A 25,372-nucleotide genomic window follows, 5' to 3' on the forward strand; every position below is an offset into this window, starting at 1 on the left:
ACGTTATAAAAATACATAAATCACTTAAAAATATAAGGTGGAATATATAATGACTGTACGAGAAAGATTGAAAGACAAGAAAAAGGTAATAGTTAAAGTCGGGTCATCATCATTAACTTATGAAGAAACAGGTGAAATGAATTATTTTAGATTGGAAAGATTGATTAGAGAGATAACTGATCTAAAAAACATGGGAAAAGATGTAATATTGGTTACATCAGGTGCTATTGCTGTAGGAACTAAAACAATGAATTTATCAAGCAGACCTAATTGTTTAGAGGAAAAACAAGCTGTAGCAGCAGTAGGACAAGCAAATTTGATGATGATTTATCAGAAGATATTTAGTGAATATAATCAAAATGTAGCTCAGATTCTTATAACCAAAAATCTCATAGACCAACCTATTAGAAGACAGAATGCACAAAATACTCTGAATGCATTATTAAAAATGGGTGCAATTCCTATTGTCAATGAAAATGATACTGTAGCTACAGAAGAGATTGTTTATGGAGATAATGATACATTATCAGCTATAGTAAGTAAGTTGGTAGGAGCTGATTTATTAATTTTATTATCTGATATTGATGGTCTATATGAAGAAGACCCAAGAATGAATACGGATGCCAAACTTATTACTGAAGTATCTGAGATAACTGATGATGTACAGGATATGGCAGGTGGTGCAGGTTCAGTGGTTGGAACAGGTGGTATGGCTACCAAAATAGCTGCAGCAAAAATTGCTACAAACAATGGAATTGATATGGTTATAGCTAATGCTAGTGTTGATAATGTTATTGAAAAAATAGTATATGGAGAGCAGATAGGTACATTATTTATATCAAAATAAGATAATGCACAATAAACCTTGAAAATAAATATGATTTTCAAGGTTTATTGTTATCATGTGTGTTTTAACTTTTTAACTGGTTTTATCAATTAAGTTATTAATTGATTTTACAGCTATTTTATTAGATATATCAATTACTGGTATATTTTTTTCTTTGATTTGACTCATTAAATTATCAATAATGGAATTAACAATCTTAGCATCTTTTTCACTAACTTTTTGAGCATTTTCTAACTCCATTTTCCATTCGCTTTCTAGCTTGATGTAAAACTTATCAATATCATTGAATTTCTTTAATTTAGCTAAATTCTTAATCTTATATAAGTAATATTTTAACTTGATTAAGCCAGCTTTTTTATCATTTTCTTCTAATGTTAATATATAACTACAGTATTTATACAGATCAGATGCTTTGTTTTGAATAGCTAGATCATTATCTGTAGTAAGTAATTCAGGATAATTTTTTAATAATTCTTCTTGCGGAAGTATAATATCTTCTGATGGCTGAGATTCTGATTTGCCAGAACTAGATTCACTATCAGAGCTACTACTTGAAGAGTCATCACTGCTTTCTTCACTTGAACCGCTAGATTTAGAGCCATCTTCACCTTGTGACCCAGATGATTCTTCTTTGCCACCACCTTCTGATGCCATTTGAGTTAAGATTTTTATCTTACTTTTTTCAACATCAATTGCAACTTTTTGTATTTTTTGCTTATCAGCTTCATCGGATATATTTTTACTTAACTCATTAATTAAAGTTTTAAAATCAATGGCATTTTCATCATTATCTGCTATATAGTATATTCCCACTTCATTTGCTTTCTCATGAAAATCCATTAATTCATCATAACATTTAATATAATCTTTTTTTTCCAAAAGATTAATTATCTCATCAGTTATATTGACTAACTGATATTTTAATGACTTATTCACAAGGGTTGAATTTGCCTTTTCATCTTTTTGTTCACTATTTGAACAACTAGTTGAAATCATTATAAATATTAATAAAGGTACCATTATTCTTTTTATCATATTATTCACTCCAAAGTAATGAAATATTGTTGGACTAAACTTATTATTTGATATTAACTAGGAAAAAATACAAATATAGTTGAAAAAAAAATAAAATAATTTATAATTATTATTATTAATTTATATATTTTTTTAAGAAACAACTTGATTAGTTACTTATAAGAGATTAGAATAGATGTAATAAGCACATAACTGTAATATGACTATTTAGTGATATAAGAATGACAGGAGGAAAATATGGAAAAGAAAAAAATCGACCGTATTAATGAACTTTATAAAAAAAATAAAATCGAAGGACTTACTGATGAAGAAAAGATTGAACAATCACTCCTTAGAGAAGAGTATCTAAATGCTGTAAGAAAAAATTTCAAAAGTACTATGAGTACAATAAAATTAAAGGATGAAAAAGGCAATATTACTCCCTTAAAGCCTAAACACAAAAAATGATTAAAAAAGAATTAAGGGAGAGATATTTAGATAAAAGAAGTAAAATGTCTAAGGATGATGTTATTAAAAAAAGTAAGGCAATATATAATAAGATAATAAATAACAGGGTATATAAAGAATCTTATGATCTATTTATATATGTAAGTAACTTTAATGAAGTGGATACTTTAGATATAATAAAAAAAGCTTGGGATGATAATAAATTAGTTGCTGTTCCCAAAGTTGAAGAAAAGGGTATTATCAGATTTTACTATATTAACTCAATGAAGGATTTGAAAAGAGGTAAATTCAATATATTGGAACCTAAAACTTTGATTGAAGGTGTACCAACAGGAAAATCCTTATTCATTATGCCTGGTGTAGTCTTTGATAAATCCAAAAATAGAATTGGTTTTGGTGGAGGTTATTATGATAGATATCTATTCAAGTTTAGAAAGTCATTTAATATAGTCGCTATTTGTTATGATTATCAACTATTAGATAATATTCCATCCGATGTTTATGATGTGAAGCCAGATTATATTTTTACAGAATCTCAAGAACTTTAAATAAGATAAATGAATACGTCTTAATAAATACTAGACTAATAATTTAAGAGGTGAATAGACATGGAAGAATTAAATATCAAAGGGCAAAAAGCCAAAAAAGCGAGTTATCTTTTATCAAGACTTTCTTCAAGCGATAAAAACAAAGGATTGAAAGCGGTTGCTGATGCTTTATTATTAAATGAAAAAGCTATCATTGAGGCTAATAAAATTGATGTCCAAAGTGCTGAAAAAAATGGTATAAAAGGTTCTTTGGTTGACAGATTGACTCTTGATTCTAACCGTATAAAATCTATGGCTGAAGGAATTGAACAGATTATTCAATTAGATGACCCTATTGGTGAAGTCATGTGGATGAAAAAAAGACCTAATGATTTAGAGATAGGGAAAAAAATAGTACCACTTGGTGTTATTGGAATAATATATGAAGCAAGACCAAATGTTACTGTAGATGCCTTTGCTTTATGTTTTAAAACAGGAAATGCAGTAATCCTAAGAGGTGGCAAGGAAGCTATAAACTCTAATCTTAAGATTATTGAAATTATTAAAAACGCACTTGTCAGTGCAGATATGCCAAGTGATGCAGTATCACTTATTGAAGATACCAGTAGAGAAACAGCTACAAAGATGATGAGACTCAATGAATATCTAGATGTCTTAATTCCAAGAGGTGGTGCAGGGCTAATTCAAGCAGTTGTAAACAACAGTACTGTACCTGTAATAGAAACAGGTGTAGGTAATTGCCATATCTTTGTCGATAAGGAAGCTAATCTAGAAATGGCAAAAGATATTCTTGTTAATGCAAAAACACAAAGACCAGGAGTATGTAATGCATGTGAAAGTCTTGTAGTTCATGCTGATGTCGCAAAAGAGTTTTTACCTATGGCTTGTAAGGCTCTAAGAGAGTATAATGTAACTATTGTAGGGGATACTGTTGCAAAAACTATAGTAACAGATATTGAAGAAGCTTCTGAAGAAGATTATAGAACAGAGTACTTGGATTACAAGATATCCGTAAAAGTGGTTAATAATATTGATGAAGCACTTAATCATATTAATAATAATACTACTAAGCATTCAGAATCAATTATTACAGAAAGTTATACTAATGCTAGAAGATTTCTTAATGAAATAGATGCAGCAGCAGTATATGTTAATGCTTCTACTAGGTTCACAGATGGCTATGAATTTGGTTTTGGTGCTGAAATAGGTATAAGTACACAGAAACTTCATGCAAGAGGCCCTATGGGACTTAGAGAACTTACAACTACTAAGTATGTGATATATGGTAATGGACAAGTAAGAAATTAGTATTGTTAGTTTTTTCTAATATATTCTAAAGCATTTTAAATAAAAACCTACCCAATTTATTGCCAATGAGGTAAAAAAGGGTAGGTTTAACTAATGATTTTTTGTTTTGTTGGTTTATTTAATAATTTCATATAGCTTCTTTTTTTTAGCAATTCTATTAGGCATGGTATTTATTAAATTTCCATCAAAATCAAAACAAATTTTTAATGCCTCATCATAATGAACAAGATTAATGTCTAAAGCCCACTCAGCATCAGCTACAGTAGAAGTTTCATATAACTGGATAGCTTGCTTATAATGTTTTTCTGATAATTTTTTATTAAAAAAAATACATATATCGCCTAATAATTCTAGGTCATGGGCAACATAAAAATCATCTTTATATTTTTTGTCTATTGCACTATCAGGATTAATTACTTCCATGTAATATTTATAATGTTTGGCATAATTCATTTTTGCTAGATTTTCGGCATAATTTTTATCACCAAATGCATAATGATATAAACAGCTTATATTAAGACTTCTGCTGTTTATATAGAAACTATCTCCAATAACATCTTTAAAATTATTTAATGAATATGTATTCAAAAAATTTAGTGCCATTATTTCATGTATATTAGCAACTTCTACATATTTTTGCTCCTCAATCAAGTCTGAAAAAATAGTAGTATAAGCGTCAACACCGAACATATACTCTGAATGTACGGCTCTATTTAAATCTTTTAATTTATCAATGTACTTTGTAGTAATCATTATTTTATCAATCCTTTAATATTTTCTATGCATAACAAATGGGTAATTTAAATATTTTTTATTTGGTATCAATAGTTGGTTATAGTGTCAAAAGTATATAGTTGAACTTGAATGTTCATATATTGTGTTTGGATGGTTCTACTAAACACAATATATGGTACATTCATTAGAGAACTTGCTTTTGATACTATAACCATAGCTTTATTTAATAATTTCATACAATTTCATTTTATAAGTAATTCGATCTGGCATATTACCTCTAGCATCAAAATCAAAACAAATTCTTAATGCTTCTTCATAATTTAAATCAATACCTAAATACCATTCGGCATCATATACATCAGAGGTTTTGTATAGCTCGATGGCTCTCATATAATGTTTTTCTGATAACTTATTATCAAAAAACATGCATATATCGCCTAATAGCTCTAGGTCATGGGCAACATAAGATCCATCTTTATATCCTATGGGTATTAGGCTATTAGGATTCAATAATTCCAAGTAATATTTATGATGTTTTTCATAATTAATCTTAGCTAGAGTTTTGGCATACTCTTTATCACCAAAGGTATAATGATATAAACAGCTAATATTGAGACTTCGGCTGTTTATATAAAACATATCTGCATTAATATTTTTGAAATTATCTAATGAATAGATGTTCAAACAATTTAATCCAATTAATTCATATATATCAGCAACTTCTAGATATTTTTTTTCTTCAATTAAATCTGAAAAAATATCACTATGAGGATAAGCTCCTAACATATATTCCAAATGCAACGATTTATTTAATGCTTTTAATTTATTAACATAAGGGATAGTACTCATTATTCAATCAATCCTTTATTTATTAATTTGTATATCACTAACATGCTTATATTCATTTGGGCAAGGGTTATTATATTTCAGGTCAATTTTTTGTTCGGGATATATTTGTTGAATCATAGAATTATAATATCTAAATTTTTCTATAGCTTTATTAGCGAATAATCCAAACCTTACTTCTGCATGGAATATCTTATTAGTTTTGAAATCGTATAAAACTAATAGTTTGAAAGCACCAATATCATAATCTTTTAATGTATATTCACGTGTGAATCGTGAATCAGCACTCATAAGACCATTAAGAGTTGCTTTAAAACCAATTGGTACTCTATAAACGACCAACATATTATTACAACTTGGAGAATAATATGCAGCAAGTTTATTTTGTGGTCTTCTTATCTCTCTTACATCTTCAAGTGCTATATGTTTATGTAGAGAAACTGTTTCATGCATGTCTTCAGTATCAGTACATGTTTTTTTAAGATAGTTATACAACATATAAGCAGTTGTTATAACTACTACTGCTATAACAAGAACAGCAACTATTATAGCCCAATTAGCTGTTAAAAAACTCAATAATGCAGCTCCAAAAGCTCCAGCAAACAAGTAGGTATTAAATATAGGTTGTAAAACATAAGAGCCATCTACCATATCATACTTATCTAGAGAAGATTCGTTTGTAACATCAGATATATCTTTATTATTATAAGTAAGGTCTATATTAGTAGAATAATTCTCAGAATATAGATGTTTAATATATTCAATTATATCATTATTATTGATAGTCGTTAAGTTAATATTAGGGTTGAAACTTTTTATTTCATCCAAATAAATAAGAAATTCTTGAGAATAAGTTTCTACATTATTCTGTATACCTTTCATAACCAATGTTATTGAACTTGTATCATCATTAACTTTCCAATTATATACTGTTTTATCTTCCTGCATATATTCTGTTTTAAGTTCAAAGCTAGAATATTCGTCAGTTTTCACATTTTCTTCGAATACAAGTTCTTCAGCAGTAATAAAATCCTTATTTGTTAGTGGTACTTTTGCATATGAATTATTTGTTATTGAAATAACTATTGCAAATGCTAAAATGAAACTTAATAATTTTTTTAAATTGTTGTTAAAAATCATAATATATCTCTCCTTGTTATTATTTTTATCATATAATTAATTATATGATAAAAATTATAACAGCATAAAATGTGAAAAAAGTCAAAATATAATAATAACAGGACATAAAACATGACATATAACGACATAATGTTACTTAAATATTAATAAAACATATCATTATAAAAAGAATAATCATTAATATATAATATATAGAAATGGACAAGTGAGAAACTAATTATAAAAAGAGGGCAACCCATAATAACATTTGACTTAAATGTATTATGAAATCGCCCTTTATTTTTTATTATTCATCGTCCTCATTGCTATCTTCTTCTTCAATCAAATGCATAAATGTCTTGGATACTATATCAAATTCATCGTCATCTTCAATGTTTGCAAGTTCAACGTCTTCGTCGTTTGAGGAAGAATATCTATAAAGTAGAACGTCATCTTCGTCTTCTGGAAGTAAAGCAATATATTCTTTTTCATTTGCTTCAAAGACACCTAATACTAGACATTCAATATTTTCGTCATTATCCAAAGTTAATGTTATAGTCTCATGGTGGTGTTCATGTTCGTGGTTACAACAATCATCTTCGTGGTCATGGCAATGGCAATCTTCATGTTTTGAAGTATGGTCATGGTTACAATTACAATCATGGTTATGTTCTTTATTCATTATAATTCTCCTGTCCATATAATTATTACTAATTATATTTTGTTTTTTTACTTAGCATTCACTATCAAAAATAAATGCCAGGTATCATACTAAAAAAGTTTAATATTAATTGGTTGAATCTACCTAATTATTATATTACATATATACTCATAATTAAAGCAAAAAATTATAACATATTATTAAAAGATAATTACGAATATTAAACTTTATTATCTATATTTTTCCCCTCTAATGAAAAATTATCCTTATCAAATATATTATAGAATCAAATTATCTTCTACTATTTACTATATAATTAAAATATCCTAGTATATACAAATAAGATAAAAAAATATATAATGAAATAAGTTATAAAAGATGTTCTATGATATAACAAGTAAGGAGGGCTATAAGATGGAGAAACAATGGTTACAATGGGCTAAAGAACTACAGGCAATATCACAATCAGGTCTGGCATATTCAAAAAATGAATTTGATATTGAAAGATTCCAGAGAATAAGAGAAATCAGTGTTGAAATAATGAGTCAATATACCCAGATCAGTAATACAAAAATCAGGTCACTTTTCGCTAATGAAACAGGCTATCAAACGCCTAAAATAGATGTTAGAGCTGTTATATTCAAAAATAACAAGATATTAATGGTTAAAGAAAAGAAGGACAATAAATGGTCACTACCCGGAGGATATGCTGATATAGACCTTAGTGTATCGGAAAATGCTAAAAAAGAATCTATGGAAGAAGCTGGAGCTGTAGTATCAACAAAACGTATTATAGCTGTTCTTGACAGGAATAAATATGTTAATGATGATTTTCCTTATTCTATATATAAAATTTTTGTTGAATGTGATTATATTGAAGGGGAGTACATAAATAACATAGAGACTTGTGAGGCTGAATTTTTTGATTCTAATAATTTACCCCAGTTATCTCTAGGCAGGAATACAAAAGAACAGATTGAGATGTGTTTTGATGCTAGAGGAAAAGAACTGTTAGAGCCTATATTTGACTAAAGATTCGGAGGATTTAATAAATGGGAGATTACATACACGAACTGAGAAAAGAAGTTGGGAATAGACCTATAATCTTAAGTACAGCAGGAGCTGTATTGATTGATGGTAATGACCGGTTCTTAATGCAGTATAGATGTGATAATGACACCTGGGGGTTACCTGGTGGCGCAATAGAATTAGGAGAAACAGTTGAAGATGCAGCAATAAGAGAAGTTTTTGAGGAGACTGGGTTAACAGTGTTTGATTTGAAATTATTCAATATATATTCTGGACCTAATCAACACTATATATACCCTAATGGAGACGAAGTATATATGGTTTGCATTACTTATTATACTAGAACTTTTGAAGGTGAAATCAAAATTGATGGTATTGAAACAAAAGACATAAAATTCTTTGATGTAAACAACTTGCCAGATAAGATAAGTCCGCCAATCAAATGTGTTGTAGAAGACATTATATATAAGATAAACAATAAATTAATTTAAAAAATAAGGGAGCTGTATACGACAGCTCCCCATTATAAGTAATCTAATGACATAATTCTAATAAAAATCCTCAGTCTCCAATTCTATTTTTTTCAGATTTCTATTGGCAGGTCCATCAATGAATGTTCCATCATAGTTAAATCTTGAACCATGACAAGGACAATCCCATGTTTTTTCAGCATCATTGAATTGTACTTTACATTTCATATGTGGACAGGTAGTATCTAGTAGATATAATCTATTGTTTTCATCACGATATGCACCAATGATTATATTATCTACTTTTATAACTTTACCTTCAGTGGGTTTTAAGTTATCTATCTCTTCTTTACTGTTTTTGAATCTGCTTGCAATAAATTCTCCACTAGTATTAACTGAATCTGCAAACATGTTTCTTATACTATCAAGAGTAAAAGAACGGGATGGATTAAATACATCTTTCCAAGGATTGGTTCCCTCGGTTATTAAGTCTTTGATAATCATTGCTGCAACTGTACCATTTGTCATACCCCATTTTCCATATCCTGTCCCTACGAAAATATTATCATAATCATTAGATAAAAGACCAATGTAAGGTACTTTGTCTATAGTAATATAATCCTGTGCTAGCCATTTGTAATCTATAGAAACATCATTATATAATTTATTAATATAGTCCATTAAAATTGTGTAATTATAATTCTCATCTTCACTTTGACCTGTTTTATGAGATTGTCCACCTATAAATAATAACCTGTCATTATCAGTGTCTAGATATCTAAAAGAGCGTATATCTCTATCGCAACTAATATACATGCCTTTTTTTAATTTTGTATTACCTGAAGCACCAACAACATATGAGGTATAAGGAGACATCTTAGCAAAATACAAATGACTTTTTGAATAAAAGGGATAATGAGTTGCTATAACAATGTTTTTGGCAGTTATGGAATTAGAGGTAGTTGTAACAATACTTTTTTTGGGTTCAATATTTATTGCTTGAGTATTTTCATAAATAGTTCCTCTATTTTCCTCAAAAATACGAGCAAGTTCTAATACATATTTTCTAGGATGGAACTGGGCTTGATTTAAGAATCTAATGCCACCTTCAATACCAAATGGAAGATCAGTCAAATCAACATATTCTGTTGGTAATCCAAGACTAAGTGCCGCTACCAATTCTTTGTTTATCATTATTACTTTGTCTTTATCAGTAGTATATACATAAGAGGGTTCAATACATAAGTCGCAATCAATATCATATCTTTTAACTGTATCAATAATAAATCTTATGGCTTGTTGATTAGCGTCTGCATATTGTTTAGCAAGTTTTTTACCAAAAGTATCTATAAGGTAGGAGTATATAAGATTATGTCCTGATGTGATTTTACCTGTTGTATGCCCTGTTGTTCCTAGACATATTTTATTTTTTTCTATTATAACGGTTTTAAGACCTTGCTGTTGCAATAAAAGACCTGTGGTTATTCCAGTAATACCTCCTCCAATTACAACACAATCCACAGAAATATCCTCATCTAGAGTAGGATAATTAGTTGAAGGCGTTGATGTAATCCAATATGAGTCAGATTCGTACAATTTAGTCCCTCCTTAAATAAATATATTATAGTTATTTCCAAGTCATTTGTTGGTTAATCATAATTTTATAATGGGTCTCGCTAATTACTATTAAGTAATTGTATTAAAAATATATTTTAAATAAAAGCCACGGAAAGATTGTAGTAAAACTTGTAATAGGTGGTAAAATCAAGTATAATAGGAACAAACGTTCTAACATATTATTGTAAAAGTAGGTGAGGGATTGATATCATACATAAAAGGAACATTAGAATTTATTGGTGATGATTTTATAATTATAGAATCAGGGAGTATAGGATATGAAATAAAAATTTCAATGTCTACAATACAGAATTTACCTTGTATCAGTGAGAATATTAAAATGTATACTTATTTATATGTTCGAGAAGATGCTATGTTATTGTATGGTTTTATGACAAGAGATGATTTGGAAGTATTCAAGAAATTAATAACAGTTAATGGTATAGGACCTAAGGGTGCACTTGGAGTATTATCTACGATTACTCCTGATGAATTAAGATTTGCTATTATAGCGGATGATGTAAAGACTATATCAAGGGCACCAGGAATAGGCAAGAAAACTGCTCAAAAACTTATATTAGAACTTAAAGATAAATTAAAATTAAAGGATTATAGTGATAGTGTAGGTGCAGAAATAGAAGATAATAGTCAGTTAGCTTTAACTTCCAATGCTAAAAATGATGCTATAGCTGCCTTGGTTAGCCTTGGCTATACAAGTACAGAAGCAATAAAAGCAGTCAGGATGCTAGAGATAGCAGAAACAACTACAGCAGAAGATATTATCAAAGGTGCATTAGGGAAATTAGCAAGCTTTTAATCATGCTGTTAAAGGAGTAAATTAATAATGGAAAAAAGAATTATTACAACTGAACTAATTGATGAAGAATTGAAGATAGAGCAAAACCTTAGACCAAAATTGTTATCTGATTACATTGGACAAGCAAAAGCAAAAGAAAACATGAAGGTTTTTATTGAAGCAGCTAAGTTAAGAGAAGAACCTCTTGATCATGTATTATTATATGGTCCTCCAGGATTAGGTAAAACAACATTATCTAATATTATTGCAAATGAAATGGGAGTAAATCTAAAAATCACTTCAGGTCCTGCTATAGAAAAGCCTGGAGATATGGCAGCTATACTTAATAATCTTCAAGAAGGAGATATACTTTTTATTGATGAAATTCATAGACTGAATAGACAAGTAGAGGAAGTAATGTACCCTGCTATGGAAGATTTTGTTATTGATATCGTTATTGGAAAAGGTCCATCAGCAAGATCAATAAGACTTGACTTGCCAAAATTCACCCTAGTAGGAGCAACTACACGTATAGGACTATTGACATCACCTTTAAGAGATAGATTTGGCGTTATCAACAAATTGGAATTCTATACATTAGATGAATTAACAGATATTGTTAAGAGGTCAGCCTGTGTATTAGGCATAGATATTGATGAAAAAGGGGCTGTGGAAATTGCAAGAAGATCTAGGGGTACTCCTAGACTTGCTAATAGATTGCTAAAACGTGTAAGAGATTTTGCACAAGTTAAATACAATGGTGATATAACTAAAGAAGTTGCAGATTATGCACTTGATCTACTAGATGTTGATAAAAGTGGTTTAGATAAAAACGATAGAAAAATGTTACTTGCTATGATAGAAAAATATAATGGAGGACCTGTAGGTCTTGATACTCTTGCAGCGACTATTGGTGAGGAGTCAGGGACAGTTGAAGATGTTTATGAACCTTATCTGATACAGCTTGGTTATATTAATAGAACTCCCAGAGGGAGGACGGTTACGTCACTATGCTATAAACATTTTGGATTAGATTGTAGTAATGAGTATACCAATGGCAACTAACTATTGACAATTTCTTCCAATAATATTAAACTATACATAGTGTTAAATATGAAATTTAATTATATATGGGGGGAACATTATGGATAGAGAATTACAGTTGCTAAGTCAGATTAGCAATAATGAACATGTGACCCAAAGACAACTAGCTAAAGAATTAGGCTTATCCCTTGGTTCTATAAATGGGATTCTACAGGATATGATTAATAAAGGATATATTAATGTACATCAGATTAACTCTAGAGCTCTAAAATATATAATAACTCCTTTAGGGAAAAAAGCAAAGGATTTGAAAACATATGATGAAGTGGTAGTGAGTTATAAGATGATTAGTAAGGTTCGCCAGATGACTAAGAAAATCATTGAAGAACAGATAGAAAAAGGATACTACCATTTTTATTTGTACGGACAGCATGATGAAGTATATAAAATAGTTAAGATGAGTATTATTGAAGCAAAAAGATTACATAATGTAAAATATCATGAGATAGAATTATTATCTGAAGTGGATAGCACAGATAGTATTGTGATTACTTGGAATAATGATGACGGGGTTACAACGGATAATAACTTAGTACTGAATGTCTTAAGTAATGTAGTTTAGAAAATATTGAAAGCTTTACCTTGATAGCAAAAAGGCAAAGCTTTTTTTATATATTATATTGCAAAAAAAAATAATAGTTGTTATAGTAATTATATTCTAATTATAATTGAATAATATGTCGAAATATATTAAAATGTAGTTATATTAAAAAATAAAAGAGAAAATACTGTTTATTTCAGGGAGATGATTATAGTGTATAATGTACTTATTGTTGAAGATAATGATATAACAAGAAATAATTTGGAACAAATCCTTATTGAAAATATTGAAAATCTTAAAATATATACAACTTCTCGAGGCGAAGAGGCAATTAAAATATTTAAATCAATAAAAATAGATATATTCTTATTAGATATACAATTGCCTGATGTAAGTGGTTTGAAATTAGCAGAACAAATAAGAGAAATCAAAAGATATAAATTAACATATATATTATTTATAACTACACATGCTATGTACATAAGTTCAGCAGTCCAAAAATATCATTGTTATGATTATATAGAAAAACCTTTCAAACAAAAAGAAATAATAGTTATAATAAAGGATTTAATTGAGGGCTTAAAATATAAAAATAAGATTATTAGTGAACAATATAATATAACTATACAGCTTAAAAATATATTTTATAAAATAAATGTTAAAGATATATATTTTGCAGAAATATTAAGACGCAAAATATATATCCACACAAATTATTCTAAAGTAATAGTGACTAATATGACTTTACAACAATTACTAGATAAAATTAAAGAAACTGGGTTTAACTTATTTATCAAAACTCATAGAAGTTATATCGTTAATTTAAGACATATAAATAATGTAATTAAGCACAAAAAAAAAGCTTGGGATATTGTTTTTAACGAATATGAGGAGATAGCACATATAGGGGAAAATTATAAAAAAGAATTAATTCAGTTATTATCTAAAGGAGAGTGAAATAAATATGAATATTATAACTTTGGTTATACTAAATATATTGGAAATATCAAGTGTAATCATTATTATGTATAGTTTTAATAATCATAATATAAAAGAAGATATAATTAAAATATCAATTGTTATAATGATTATGTTAATAACAATAGTAAGTATGGTACAATTCAATCTACAAGGAAAAGAAATTATTATGTTTATTATGATGATCATGTATCTAAAAATGGTGTCTAAAAAAAATACTAAAGATACATTATTAATATGCATTGCATGTTTTTTATACATAACAATATGTCAAATAGTTATTTATTTTGTATTTACTTTATTGAATTTAGTTAATAGTAATAACGATATAGGAGTAGTAATTAATTGTTTGTTATTAATAATAACAATATCAATATATAAAACAAATGGCTTAAATAAACTATTAACTTTATACAGACAATTTACAAGAATAATGAATATAATTATTAGTATGATTATGATAATGATAATTAGTTATTATATTTTGTGGAAAATTAATTTCATTAGTTCTGTTTCTCCTATAGTAATTATTGGAATATTAATATGGAGTTTATTTACTTCTATTATTTACAAAGAACTATTAATTATTAAGGAAAAGCAAAATGCTAATGATATATATATTGAATATAGTCCAATTCTTGAAGATCTAGTAACTGAAGTTAAAGCAAAGCAACATGATATTAAAAATCAATTGCAAGTAATATATAGTGTTGCAGAAAAAAAGAAAGATTATGAGTTGATTGAGTATATACAATCACTTATTGAGGGATATAAATTAAATCAAAAAGACTTATTTCTTAATACAGGTAATAATATCTTTAATGCCATTTTGTACAGTAAAAAAATTAAAGCTAATCAAAATAACATTAGCTTTAATTTGAAATATCATTCACCATTTCCTTATTATCCAATAAAGGATTATGAATTTGTAGATATAATAGGCAATTTATTAGATAATGCAATTGAAGAAACTTCAAATGATAATTATAATATCAAAGATATCCAAGTCAGTTTTGTTAAAGAAAACAATTATAATATTATTCGTGTTAATAATACTACCAGTAGCTTCAATCCTAATAATATATCCAAATTATTTAATAAAGGATATTCCTTAAAAGGTAATAACCGTGGTTTTGGATTATATAATGTAAATCAAATTATTAAAGCTTATAATGGTTTAATTGAGATTTTATATAAAGATAATTATGTAGTTCTTACAATTAAATTCCTTAATTAAATTTTTTTAAGTTTTTGGGACAAGGTATTTCTCCAAAAAGGAACCAACTTGGAGGGCTTGCAGCAATAACTGATATAAAAACAAAAAAGCTAGATATTTTTTTTAATAATCCTGTAGACAAGATACGTTTATTTTTTTTCATATGTTTTCCTCCTGCTAATAATAATTGTAGTGAATGAAGTATAATAGTCCAAATACCTATTGATTTAATATAGTCGTTAATATTGCTATACAATAATAAAAAGTAAATGATACTGCATATAGCTGTAGATAATAACTTGATTCTATGTTTGGTAATTTTGCTAGTTATTGGTCGGTGATGTGAAGCTATTGGTGAATATTTAAAAATTATTATTATGCATACTGGTAACAAAATTGTATAAATAATATTAGTATTAATTAAAGGTATAGATGGTAATATAATAATACAAAATATAAAAAATAATAATGTAAATACCATACATAAATTAAAACTATTAAAATGAATGCCACCACTTAATGACCTAATTAACGAAAAAATTGCAAGAGAATATAAAAATGCATATAAGTTACCACGGTATCCAAAAAAAAATAGTAATATAATTAGTTTTAATCCTTCACTAATAAAGCAATACATACCATATTTTACGACTTTAATATCTTTAATAGATTGATTGGTTTCTTCATATAATTTTAATGCAAAAATACTGGTTATTTTGTAGATAATGTTTGTATACATAGATTCTCCTATATCAATTAATAATACTTGAACATATAATACAATATTGAAATACCATATATTAAAATACCATATATTGATATAATTATCAAGCAAATTTGCTGAATATGGACTATTATTGATTGAAAAGTATAGTTAAATTATGAGATGATATATTAAGTATTGATTATTTGATAAATACTGAACAATAATCTCTAATATACGTAATAAAATATTAAATTAGAAACTTTAATCTGTGCTGTGGAGAAACAGTAATTGATAATTGTCAATTACTGTTTTTCTGTGTTATAATAGCATTAATTATATTAAGAAGTTTTAAATGCTGTACTAAGTACTGTATTTATGTTTATTGGTTATGCTAATAATGTACAAGCTTTAATAAATAGTAAAGGGGGTCTAGTATGTCACCAAAGAATAATACAAAAGTAATAATTGGCGGTAATGTATATACATTATCTGGGGACGAGAGCGAAGAATATATTCAAAGAGTGGCTCTTTATATCAATAATAAACTAGATGAACTAAAGGCTTCTGAGAACGGACAATTTCTTAATACTAGATTAATGTCTATATTATTAGCAATCAATATTGCTGATGATTATTTTAAGGCAAAAGAAGGTACTGTAAATCTAGAAAAATCTTTTGAACTAAAAGATGAACTGATACTAGAAAAAGAACGAGAGATTGAGAAATTACAAGAAATAATACATAAATTAGAGACTGATAAAAATGAACTAATTGAACGGGCAGATAAATTAGAAGAAGATATGGAAAATTATAAGGCAGAATTAGATGAATATATAGAAACATTTGATTTAGAAAACGGGTAGTAATATAATATATATTACTACTTTTGTTTTAGGACAAAATAAATCAATGGAAATCTATTGAACTTATTGAAGTAGGTGTATAGATGTCTAAGTTCAATATATATAGAAAGGTGAAATTTATGAACAATAAACCAGAATTATTATCACCAGCAGGTTCATTTGAAAGTATGGTTGCAGCAATTAATGCTGGTTGTGATGCTGTTTATGTTGGAGGTGAACAATTTAGTGCTAGAGCATATGCTTCTAACTTTGATACAGAAGAATTGATAAAAGCTATAAAGTATTGCCATCTTAGAGGTGTAAAGATATATGTAACTGTTAATACTCTATTTAAGGACAAAGAGATAGATGCTCTTATTAATTATATTAATATTATATATGAAGCAGGAGTTGACGCTTTAATTATACAAGATTTCGGCATATGCAAACTCATTAGAGACATATTTAGGGATTTAGAGATACATGCAAGTACTCAGATGACAATTCATAACCTACAAGGAGTAAAATATCTAAATGAATTAGGTTTTAAACGGGTTGTATTAAGCAGAGAATCAAGTTTCAAAGAAATAGAATATATTACCAGCAATACAGATACAGAAATTGAATGTTTTATTCACGGGGCATTGTGTTATTCATATTCAGGGCAATGTCTAATGAGTAGTATTTTAGGTGGTAGAAGCGGAAATAGAGGAAGATGTGCAGGAACATGCAGATTGCCTTATACATTATATGAAGGATCTAAAAAGATGAATATTTCAGTAGGCAAGTATTTACTTAGTCCAAAAGATATTGCTACTACCTATTTATTACCTGAATTGATTAATACTGGGATAACATCTTTTAAAATTGAAGGCAGGATGAAAAGTCCAGAATATGTTGCTTCTGTCACATCAGTATATAGAAAATATATAGATAGATATTATGAAAACTCTAATGGTTATGATGTAGATAAAAGAGATATGGAATTACTTCTTGAAATATATAATAGAGGTGGCTTCTCTACAGGGTATTACAATAATAAGTCAGATATAATGTCGATGAAAAAGCCTAATAACCAAGGCGCTTATATTGGAAAAGTATCTAATGTTAATAAAAAAAGCAGAACAATAAAAATAGAATTAAATAGTAAAGTAAATAAAGGTGATAAATTAGAGATATGGACAGGTAATGAACCTTTCCCATCTATTACTATCAAAAAGGCGTCAGATGGTGCTAATATCACTTTAAAAGATTATAATAAATATATCCTTCCAGGCAACTTGGTTTATAGGGTGAAAAATAAACAGACTTATGATGATATCCGTAATAATATCATTAAAGCGAACAAAAAATTAAAGGTGGAAGGTAATCTAAAAGTTAATGAAGGTAAAGCAATTGAATTGGAATTGAATTATAATAATTTTAATATTAGAGAATCAGGATGCATTGTTGAAAAAGCTAAAAATCAATCTCTTACTGAAGAAAGAATAATTAAACAGATTAAAAAAACAGGAGATTTTCCATTTGAATTAGCTATGAAGAATGTAAACATCGATGATAATATATTCATTCCTATTAGTGAGATTAATAAGCTTAGAAGAAATACTTTAGAAAACCTAGAACAAATGCTTTTGGACTCATATAGAAGAATACCTAAAAAATTACCTGATTATAAAATTAATAAGAAAACATTAAAGAAGCCTGAGTGTAATGTAAATGTTTTAATTAGGAGTATGGCACAGCTAGAAGCTATAAAAGATTTTAATGTAAAAGATGTATACATTGAGAGTGAACTAATAGAGATAGAAGATATTAAGAGAATGATTAATATCTGTAAAAGTCATAATGCAAATGTTTTTATAGCTCTACCAAGAATATTTGATGAAACTATACAAAAAAGATATTTAACGAAATTTAAACAAATCGAGAAATTAGATATCAAGGGTTACTTGATTAGAACATACGGTGAAATGTATTTACTAAAAGGTACCAACAAACAAATTATCATTGATTATAATATGAACATTATTAACAATGAGACAATATCTGCTTGGAAAAATGAAGGTGCATCACGTATAACATTATCACCTGAATTACACAATAGAGAAATCAATGATTTAGATACAAGTCAATCTGAAATAATGGTTTACGGATATCTTCCTTTGATGATATCAAAACAATGTGTTGTAAATAATACTAGTAATAATAAGAAGTTATGTTATAATAATAAAAAATATTATTTAAAGGATAGATATGGGAAAAAGTTTCTAGTAGATAGAAGATGTATCAATTGTATTAATGTTATTTATAACTCAAGTCCATTAATATTGTTAGACCAATTAGATAAAATTAATAATCTAGGTATCAGTAATCTAAGATTAGAATTTACTAGTGAAAGTAAAGAACAGATAGTTAAGGTTATGAAATTAGTTTTTGATATTATATGTAACGTTAAACAATATGACCGAGTAAGCATACTTGATAATCTTGGCGTGGAAGAATTTAATAGAGGTCATTTTTTAAGAGGTATAGAGTAGGTGGGAACATATGTTAGAGGTAATAATTAATATTTCTAGATTTATATTTATATTATTAGCAATATATTTTACTTATCTATGTTATAAATTATATAGATGCAAATACAAAGCAGTGAATAAAAATAATAAATCTAAAATACAGGGGTCAAAAGAAAACTATTATTTGAAGAATCAAAGAATAACATTATTGATAACACATTTTCTTGGTTTCATGATATTAATTGGCGCATCTGATAAACACAAGTTGGATTTATTGATTTTATATGTAGAGCAAGTTATGTTTTTCATGATAATTTGGTTCTTGTTAAAGAAATTGTATACTGAGTATAACTATTTATTATGGAATACTTCCTTATATCTAATATCTATATCCTTTATAATATTAGCAAGGATAGATTACAATGTTGGTTATAGACAATTTCTAATGGCTATACTTGGATATCTATTAGCTATAATAGTACCTATATTTATTGATAGGTTCACTTTTCTTGATAAGTTGGAGTGGATTTATATTGGAATTTCAATTATATTTCTTGTGACAGTTAACTTTGTAGGTACTGAAAAACATGGTGCAACTAACTGGATATTAATTGGAGATTTTAGCTTTCAACCATCAGAAATAATAAAAATATTATTTATTCTATTTTTAGCTGCTTATATGAGAAAAAGGGATAAGATAATACATGTGGTGATTGCAGCAATACCGTCACTAATACTAATAATTTTATTAGTTTATCAAAAAGACTTAGGAACTGCATTAATATTTTTCATAATATTTATTTCAGTTATTTATATATCTACTAATAAACCTTTTTATTTTTTAGGAGGTCTTTCAGGGGGAATTGTAGGTTCATTCATAGCTTATAAGTATTATTCTCATGTAAGGGACAGAGTTGAAGCTTGGATTAATCCTTGGGCTGATATTGACAGAAAAGGATATCAGATAGCTCAATCACTATTTGCAATAGGTGCTGGCGGCTTTTTTGGTAAAGGATTGACAAAAGGTATGCCAAAAGTTATACCAGCTGTTGAAACAGATATAATATTTGCAGCTATCTGCGAAGAATTCGGTAATATATTCTCAATATTATTAATTATAATAATGGCTTTATTATTCTTAAGTGGTATCAAAATTGCTAAAGGTACAAAGGATAATTTCTATTTATTATTGGCAAGTGGGATAAGCTGTACCTTTGCATTTCAGATGTTCTTAATACTTGCAGGTGTAACTAAACTTATACCTCTTACAGGAGTTACTTTACCTTTTGTAAGTTCGGGAGGTACATCATTAACAATGTCAATAATAATGTTAGGTATCTTGGAAGGTATTCACATTAAGAATCAAAAGGGTGAAACAAATGAAAAGAAAAAAAGAACAAGTAAACAGAAAAGATAATAAAAGTTTAAATAATATTTCATATATATTCATAGGACTTTTTGTAATATTAATCGTCAACATCATCAAATTTGTTTCTGTTGATAGTACAAATGTTGTTATTAATTCTTACAATCCTCGTATCGAAGAATTGGAACAGAATATTGTTAGAGGTAAGATATTAGATACTAACAAAAAAGTCTTAGCCGAAACTATGGTAGATGGTGATAAGTCATATAGAATATATCCTTATGAAAATATATTTTCACATATTGTAGGTTATTCACATCAAGGCAAAACAGGTATAGAGTCCTTGGTTAATTATGATTTACTAAAATCAAATGTGGGTATAATAGAGAAAACCGTACAGTCAATATCTAATAAAAAAAGTATCGGTGATAATGTTGTTACTACTTTAGATGCTGATTTACAAAAGAAAGCTTATGATTTATTAGGTAATAGAAAAGGTGCAGTAGTAGCTATAGAGCCTTCAACTGGGAAAATACTTTGTATGGTTTCTAAGCCTGATTTTAACCCTAATTATATTGAGAGTAATTGGACTGAGTTAAATAATGATGAAGAAAATTCTCCACTATTGAATAAGGCTACTCATGGTTTGTATCCACCAGGTTCTACATTTAAAATAGTTACTGCTTTAGCATTTATAAGAGAAAATCCTGGTTGGAAGGATTATACCTATACTTGTAATGGTAAAGACGTATTTGAAGGAACTACGATCCATTGTTATTCAAATACGAAACATGAAGAAGAAAATCTGGAAAATGCATTTAAGATGTCATGTAATACAGCATTTGCTCATATAGGAACTAATTTAGATATGAACAATTATAGAAATGTTGCAAATGATTTATTGTTTGATACGTTACTCCCTTATCCCTTACATTTTAGAACCAGCAGATTTAAACTAAGTGAAGAATCTGTTGTGAAAGAAATAGCAGAAACAGCCATAGGACAAGGTGAAACAGAAATAACTCCGTTTCATAATGCTTTAATAACTTCTGCTATAGCTAATGGTGGTATATTAATGAAGCCCTATCTAATTGATAGTATTGAAAATGATAATGGAAAATTAATAACCAAAAATCTGCCAGAATTCTATTCCGAACTAATGAGTGTAGAAGAAGCAGGTATAATAAAAGAGTTCATGAAAAAGGTTGTAAGTGAAGGTACTGGTAAGACATCCGCTGTCCAAGGTATTGATGTTGCTGGAAAAACAGGTTCTGCTGAAGTATCAGGGAAAAAACCTCATGCATTGTATGTAGGATTTGCACCAGCTGATAACCCTCTGATAGCTGTATCCATAATAGTTGAAAACTCTGGAACAAGTACAAAATATGCAGCACCAATAGCCAAACAGCTTTTTGAACTATATATCAATAAATAATAGTTATACGAACCCCTATAATTATAATTAAGTTATAGTTATGGTAATATATAAGTATGGTATAAAAAATATACAGTTGAAAAAAGTTTGAAAAAATTGTATACTTTTTAAGACGAGACATTTTATTTGATAAATGTTAAGATGAATTACCCATAAGCTAGGAGGCATTTATATGATTGAAGCAGTTAGTTGTGGCGGGGTGGTAATTCATAAAGGTAAGATATTATTACTTTATCAACATAAATACGAAGGCTGGGTATTACCCAAAGGTACTGTTGAAGACCAAGAAGAATATAATGATACAGCTATAAGAGAAGTACGTGAAGAAGCTTCCGTTAAAGCAAATATTATAAAATATGTTGGGAAAAGTCAATATTCCTTTATGATTTCCAATGATACAGTTGTTAAGGATGTACACTGGTATCTAATGAAGGCCTATAGCTATTATAGCAGACCACAAAGAGAAGAATTCTTTACGGATTCTGGGTATTACAAATATCATGAAGCTTACCATTTACTAAAATTCAGCAACGAAAAACAAATATTAGAACAAGCGTATAATGATTACTTGGATTTGAGAAAATACAACATGTGGGGAAATAAAAAGTACATCTAGGGAAATCTAGATCATAATTAGTCTACTTTATTTATTGAAGTAGGCTTTATTATTGGAATATAGCAACTTTTTTATTGATGATTTTATATATGTTATAGTATATTTTAAAGTAGATAATAAGGATCTAGTAACATTTTTCTGAGGATAGGAGATATAAGTGGAAGATGATAGAAGATACTATTAATTTGGATTGTTATATGTATGACTTTAGAGGTGTTTTTGGAGATTTAGATTCCACTAATCTTCTTTACGGACATTTCGCTTTGTATTACCTAGATTTAAGAGAATAAGGTCTAGGCTGAAAAATAAGAAAAAGTAATATTAGTTATAAAGGGGGCTGTAGGATTATCTTACAGCCCTTAGAATTTGACAAAATATTTTAAAACAAGTTATAATATAATTACATATATATAATTTGACCAAACAATTTGATTAACTATATTATTTATGGAAAGAAGTGAAAAAGTGAAAAGTATTTATGCAGAGTTAATACATATGAAAGAAAAAGGTGAAGCTTGTGTCATGGTTACTGTGGTTAAGATGACAGGGAGTGCTCCAGTAACAGTAGGTAAAAAAATGTTGGTAGGAGAAAGCGGTATGGCTATGGGAACTGTTGGAGGTGGTGCATTAGAATATTTAGCAAAACAAAGGTGTAAAGAACTATTTGATGAAAGAAATAGCAAGCTTGAAAAATATATACTTAATGAAGGTCAGATTGAAGAAGAAGAAACAACTGTATTACCAATGGCTTGTGGTGGCAGAGTAACGCTTTTTTATGAATATATTGGTGCTAATAAACTCTATATTTTTGGAGCAGGACATGTAGGGCAGGCTTTAACTAACTTATTATACAAAATGAATTATTATATTACTGTTATAGATGATCGTAAGGAAATATACGAGACTATTCAAAATGCTCATAGGAAAGTGGGGATTTCGTATGTAGATTTTATAGAACAGGAAAAGTTAAGTGAGAATAGTTTTGTTGTGGTATGTACTCCATCACATAATAATGATTTTAATGTTCTGAACAAAGTTCTTGAATTGGATTTGAAACCAAAATATATTGGAATGCTTTGTTCACAAGTTAAACTAAAAACTTTCCTGAAAAAAATCAATGAAAAACATGGCAAAGTGGATTTGTCAAACCTATATTCACCTATTGGTCTAGATACAGGAGGTTATTCTCCAGAGGAAATAGCAGTATCTATAGCAGCAGAGATATTGGCGATTAGTTATGATAAAAAAGGTCATAAGCATCTAAGAAATAATGAATTATTGGATAACTAAAATTGATGTTTTGAAAAAGATACATGGAAGGGAATACTTATGGTTAATGTAATTACAGGACCTATAAATTCTGGAAAAACAAGTAGATTGATTAAGTTATATGAATGTATGCAAAAAGGTGATGGATTTGTTTCCATTAAAAATATGGATAGAGATAAAGTACATAGTTATGAAATAATGCAATTGTCTAATAGAAAAAAGCAACTTTTTATTCTAAGAGAAGATTATTTAACTAAAGATTGGTGTGAGTCATGTAAGATTGGACCTTACAGTTTCTCAACACCAGTCTTGAAGCATATAGAAAGTACTATAAGAGAACTAATAGAATGTAGAGTAACACCAATCTATTTAGATGAGATTGGACTTCTTGAATTACAGAATAAATGCTTTCATAGAATACTAGTAGAGTTATTAAATAGTAAATATGAAATTTATATTACAGTTAGAGAAGATTACTTAGATGACCTAATAGATAAATATAATCTAATTGGCAAAATTAATGTAATATGAATAAGAGAGGATAACGAAGTGGATCTTTTAAATGCATTAGAATTAGATGTACAAGGTAACAATATAATATCTATAGTTGGAGCAGGTGGAAAATCTACAACCATGTATAGACTTGGAAGTGAGTTAAAGGAACTTGACAGAAAAGTACTATTAACAACAACAACTGCAATTTATTATCCTATGTCAAATGAATATGATAACTTAATTATCTCAAATAACCTAGAACAGCTGATATTAGAATCTAAGAGATTGTCAAGAGGTACTATTACAATGATAGGTAAAACCATATTTCATAATAATAATAAATTAAAAGGCATTGAAAAAGAGTGGGTAAAACCTCTATGTTATCAAGGTGATTATGATTTTCTTGTAATAGAAGCTGATGGAGCAAAAAGAAAGTCCATAAAAGCACCCGCATGGTATGAGCCAGTAATAGCCAATTGTTCAACATTGGTAGTTGGTTGTGTTGGTTTAGATATTATTGGAAAGAGAATAGAAGAAAACTGGGTACATAGAGCAAATATTTTCTCAAGAGTAGTGGGTAAAAAAATTGGTGACATTATTGATTATGAAACCATATTGAAATTAATAATTTCCAAAGAAGGCTTATTTAAAGGATGTAAGAACCATTCTAAAAAGGTGGTTCTACTAAATAAAGTACGTGATGATGAACAATTATTTTATGCTCAAAAATTAGGAGGAAAAATTATAAAAGATGGTACGAATATCTCAAGAGTAATTATTGGAAATGTAAATATGGAAGACCCAATAATTAAGATTGTGGAGTGATAATT

At 28.0% G+C, this 25,372-nt stretch carries 27 protein-coding genes and 1 pseudogene; 20 read left to right on the forward strand and 8 right to left on the reverse strand.

The window, feature by feature from the left end:
- Positions 1–49: 49 nt before the first annotated feature.
- The gene (gene proB / locus N4A55_RS13755) at positions 50–847 is read left to right on the forward strand and encodes a glutamate 5-kinase (protein WP_293757378.1); all 798 of its coding nucleotides are present in this window, start codon (positions 50–52) and stop codon (positions 845–847) included.
- A gap of 72 nt (positions 848–919) precedes the next feature.
- Here the strand turns inward: proB and N4A55_RS13760 are convergent, their stop codons facing one another.
- The gene (locus N4A55_RS13760; RefSeq protein ID WP_293757380.1) at positions 920–1,882 is read right to left on the reverse strand and encodes a hypothetical protein; all 963 of its coding nucleotides are present in this window, start codon (positions 1,880–1,882) and stop codon (positions 920–922) included.
- Between the two features lie 237 nt (positions 1,883–2,119).
- On the opposite strand from N4A55_RS13760, the gene N4A55_RS13765 reads away from it, so the two are divergent.
- The 3 genes from N4A55_RS13765 to N4A55_RS13775 are packed head-to-tail and all read left to right on the forward strand — an operon-like array spanning position 2,120 to position 4,185.
- Positions 2,120–2,329 (forward strand): DUF896 domain-containing protein, encoded by a 210-nt coding sequence (locus tag N4A55_RS13765; RefSeq protein ID WP_293757382.1) that lies wholly within the window; start codon positions 2,120–2,122, stop codon positions 2,327–2,329.
- On the forward strand, positions 2,326–2,877 hold the full coding sequence (locus N4A55_RS13770) for a 5-formyltetrahydrofolate cyclo-ligase (RefSeq protein ID WP_293757384.1): 552 nt from the start codon (positions 2,326–2,328) through the stop codon (positions 2,875–2,877). Before N4A55_RS13765 ends, N4A55_RS13770 begins: the two co-directional genes overlap by 4 nt.
- A 60-nt stretch (positions 2,878–2,937) precedes the next feature.
- On the forward strand, positions 2,938–4,185 hold the full coding sequence (locus N4A55_RS13775; RefSeq protein ID WP_293757386.1) for a glutamate-5-semialdehyde dehydrogenase: 1,248 nt from the start codon (positions 2,938–2,940) through the stop codon (positions 4,183–4,185).
- Between the two features lie 114 nt (positions 4,186–4,299).
- Here the strand turns inward: N4A55_RS13775 and N4A55_RS13780 are convergent, their stop codons facing one another.
- The 4 genes from N4A55_RS13780 to N4A55_RS13795 form a co-directional block, all read right to left on the reverse strand.
- Positions 4,300–4,938 carry a hypothetical protein gene (locus N4A55_RS13780; RefSeq protein WP_293757388.1) on the reverse strand — a complete coding sequence of 213 codons (639 nt, stop codon included), beginning with the start codon at positions 4,936–4,938 and terminating at the stop codon, positions 4,300–4,302.
- A 201-nt stretch (positions 4,939–5,139) separates the two neighbouring features.
- Positions 5,140–5,769, reverse strand: coding sequence for a hypothetical protein (locus N4A55_RS13785; protein ID WP_293757390.1), 630 nt, complete (start codon positions 5,767–5,769; stop codon positions 5,140–5,142).
- Positions 5,770–5,784: 15 nt separating this feature from the next.
- Positions 5,785–6,906 carry a hypothetical protein gene (locus N4A55_RS13790; protein WP_293757392.1) on the reverse strand — a complete coding sequence of 374 codons (1,122 nt, stop codon included), beginning with the start codon at positions 6,904–6,906 and terminating at the stop codon, positions 5,785–5,787.
- 286 nt (positions 6,907–7,192) lie between these two features.
- Positions 7,193–7,567 (reverse strand): DUF1292 domain-containing protein, encoded by a 375-nt coding sequence (locus N4A55_RS13795; RefSeq protein ID WP_293757394.1) that lies wholly within the window; start codon positions 7,565–7,567, stop codon positions 7,193–7,195.
- Between the two features lie 393 nt (positions 7,568–7,960).
- Here N4A55_RS13795 and N4A55_RS13800 point away from each other — a divergent pair, with 393 nt between their 5' ends.
- A complete protein-coding gene (locus tag N4A55_RS13800) occupies positions 7,961–8,578 on the forward strand; it encodes an NUDIX hydrolase (RefSeq protein ID WP_293757396.1) in 618 nt (205 codons plus the stop codon).
- 20 nt (positions 8,579–8,598) lie between these two features.
- The gene (locus tag N4A55_RS13805; protein ID WP_293757397.1) at positions 8,599–9,066 is read left to right on the forward strand and encodes an NUDIX hydrolase; all 468 of its coding nucleotides are present in this window, start codon (positions 8,599–8,601) and stop codon (positions 9,064–9,066) included.
- A gap of 57 nt (positions 9,067–9,123) precedes the next feature.
- Here the strand turns inward: N4A55_RS13805 and N4A55_RS13810 are convergent, their stop codons facing one another.
- Positions 9,124–10,641 (reverse strand): FAD-dependent oxidoreductase, encoded by a 1,518-nt coding sequence (locus tag N4A55_RS13810; protein ID WP_293757399.1) that lies wholly within the window; start codon positions 10,639–10,641, stop codon positions 9,124–9,126.
- Positions 10,642–10,864: 223 nt separating this feature from the next.
- Here N4A55_RS13810 and ruvA point away from each other — a divergent pair, with 223 nt between their 5' ends.
- From ruvA to N4A55_RS13835, 5 genes are all read left to right on the forward strand, one after another.
- Positions 10,865–11,479, forward strand: a complete 615-nt coding sequence (gene ruvA / locus N4A55_RS13815) for a Holliday junction branch migration protein RuvA (protein WP_293757400.1) — start codon at positions 10,865–10,867, stop codon at positions 11,477–11,479.
- 27 nt (positions 11,480–11,506) lie between these two features.
- The gene (ruvB, locus tag N4A55_RS13820) at positions 11,507–12,523 is read left to right on the forward strand and encodes a Holliday junction branch migration DNA helicase RuvB (RefSeq protein WP_293757402.1); all 1,017 of its coding nucleotides are present in this window, start codon (positions 11,507–11,509) and stop codon (positions 12,521–12,523) included.
- Between the two features lie 79 nt (positions 12,524–12,602).
- Complete coding sequence (locus N4A55_RS13825; protein ID WP_293757404.1) at positions 12,603–13,124, forward strand: winged helix-turn-helix transcriptional regulator; 522 nt, start codon at positions 12,603–12,605, stop codon at positions 13,122–13,124.
- A 192-nt stretch (positions 13,125–13,316) separates the two neighbouring features.
- The gene (locus N4A55_RS13830; protein WP_293757406.1) at positions 13,317–14,060 is read left to right on the forward strand and encodes a LytR/AlgR family response regulator transcription factor; all 744 of its coding nucleotides are present in this window, start codon (positions 13,317–13,319) and stop codon (positions 14,058–14,060) included.
- A 7-nt stretch (positions 14,061–14,067) separates the two neighbouring features.
- Positions 14,068–15,318: a sensor histidine kinase gene (locus tag N4A55_RS13835; RefSeq protein ID WP_293757407.1), complete on the forward strand. Its 1,251-nt coding sequence runs from the start codon at positions 14,068–14,070 to the stop codon at positions 15,316–15,318.
- Here N4A55_RS13835 and N4A55_RS13840 read toward each other — a convergent pair.
- Both N4A55_RS13840 and N4A55_RS17080 read right to left on the reverse strand, forming a co-directional pair.
- A complete protein-coding gene (locus N4A55_RS13840) occupies positions 15,311–15,460 on the reverse strand; it encodes a cyclic lactone autoinducer peptide (protein ID WP_293757408.1) in 150 nt (49 codons plus the stop codon). The genes N4A55_RS13835 and N4A55_RS13840 overlap by 8 nt on opposite strands.
- A 30-nt stretch (positions 15,461–15,490) precedes the next feature.
- Positions 15,491–16,036: pseudogene (locus tag N4A55_RS17080) on the reverse strand (accessory gene regulator B family protein); the annotation flags it as partial.
- Between the two features lie 401 nt (positions 16,037–16,437).
- Here N4A55_RS17080 and N4A55_RS13845 point away from each other — a divergent pair.
- From N4A55_RS13845 to yqeC, 9 genes are all read left to right on the forward strand, one after another.
- Positions 16,438–16,866, forward strand: coding sequence for a cell division protein ZapA (locus N4A55_RS13845; protein WP_293757410.1), 429 nt, complete (start codon positions 16,438–16,440; stop codon positions 16,864–16,866).
- A 119-nt stretch (positions 16,867–16,985) separates the two neighbouring features.
- Positions 16,986–19,382, forward strand: coding sequence for a DUF3656 domain-containing U32 family peptidase (locus tag N4A55_RS13850; protein ID WP_293757412.1), 2,397 nt, complete (start codon positions 16,986–16,988; stop codon positions 19,380–19,382).
- A 10-nt stretch (positions 19,383–19,392) separates the two neighbouring features.
- On the forward strand, positions 19,393–20,778 hold the full coding sequence (locus N4A55_RS13855) for an FtsW/RodA/SpoVE family cell cycle protein (protein WP_293757414.1): 1,386 nt from the start codon (positions 19,393–19,395) through the stop codon (positions 20,776–20,778).
- Positions 20,741–22,162 carry a peptidoglycan D,D-transpeptidase FtsI family protein gene (locus N4A55_RS13860; protein WP_293757416.1) on the forward strand — a complete coding sequence of 474 codons (1,422 nt, stop codon included), beginning with the start codon at positions 20,741–20,743 and terminating at the stop codon, positions 22,160–22,162. Before N4A55_RS13855 ends, N4A55_RS13860 begins: the two co-directional genes overlap by 38 nt.
- 172 nt (positions 22,163–22,334) lie before the next feature.
- Complete coding sequence (locus N4A55_RS13865) at positions 22,335–22,778, forward strand: NUDIX hydrolase (RefSeq protein ID WP_293757418.1); 444 nt, start codon at positions 22,335–22,337, stop codon at positions 22,776–22,778.
- Between the two features lie 164 nt (positions 22,779–22,942).
- On the forward strand, positions 22,943–23,068 hold the full coding sequence (locus N4A55_RS13870; RefSeq protein ID WP_293757420.1) for a hypothetical protein: 126 nt from the start codon (positions 22,943–22,945) through the stop codon (positions 23,066–23,068).
- Positions 23,069–23,243: 175 nt separating this feature from the next.
- A complete protein-coding gene (locus N4A55_RS13875; RefSeq protein WP_293757422.1) occupies positions 23,244–24,068 on the forward strand; it encodes an XdhC family protein in 825 nt (274 codons plus the stop codon).
- A 39-nt stretch (positions 24,069–24,107) separates the two neighbouring features.
- Positions 24,108–24,578 (forward strand): nucleoside-triphosphatase, encoded by a 471-nt coding sequence (locus N4A55_RS13880; protein ID WP_293757424.1) that lies wholly within the window; start codon positions 24,108–24,110, stop codon positions 24,576–24,578.
- Between the two features lie 18 nt (positions 24,579–24,596).
- A complete protein-coding gene (gene yqeC, locus N4A55_RS13885) occupies positions 24,597–25,367 on the forward strand; it encodes a selenium cofactor biosynthesis protein YqeC (protein WP_293757426.1) in 771 nt (256 codons plus the stop codon).
- Positions 25,368–25,372: the final 5 nt, after the last annotated feature.

Source organism: Vallitalea sp. (genome assembly GCF_025211055.1).
In the GTDB taxonomy this organism is placed as follows: Bacteria; Bacillota; Clostridia; order Lachnospirales; family Vallitaleaceae; genus Vallitalea.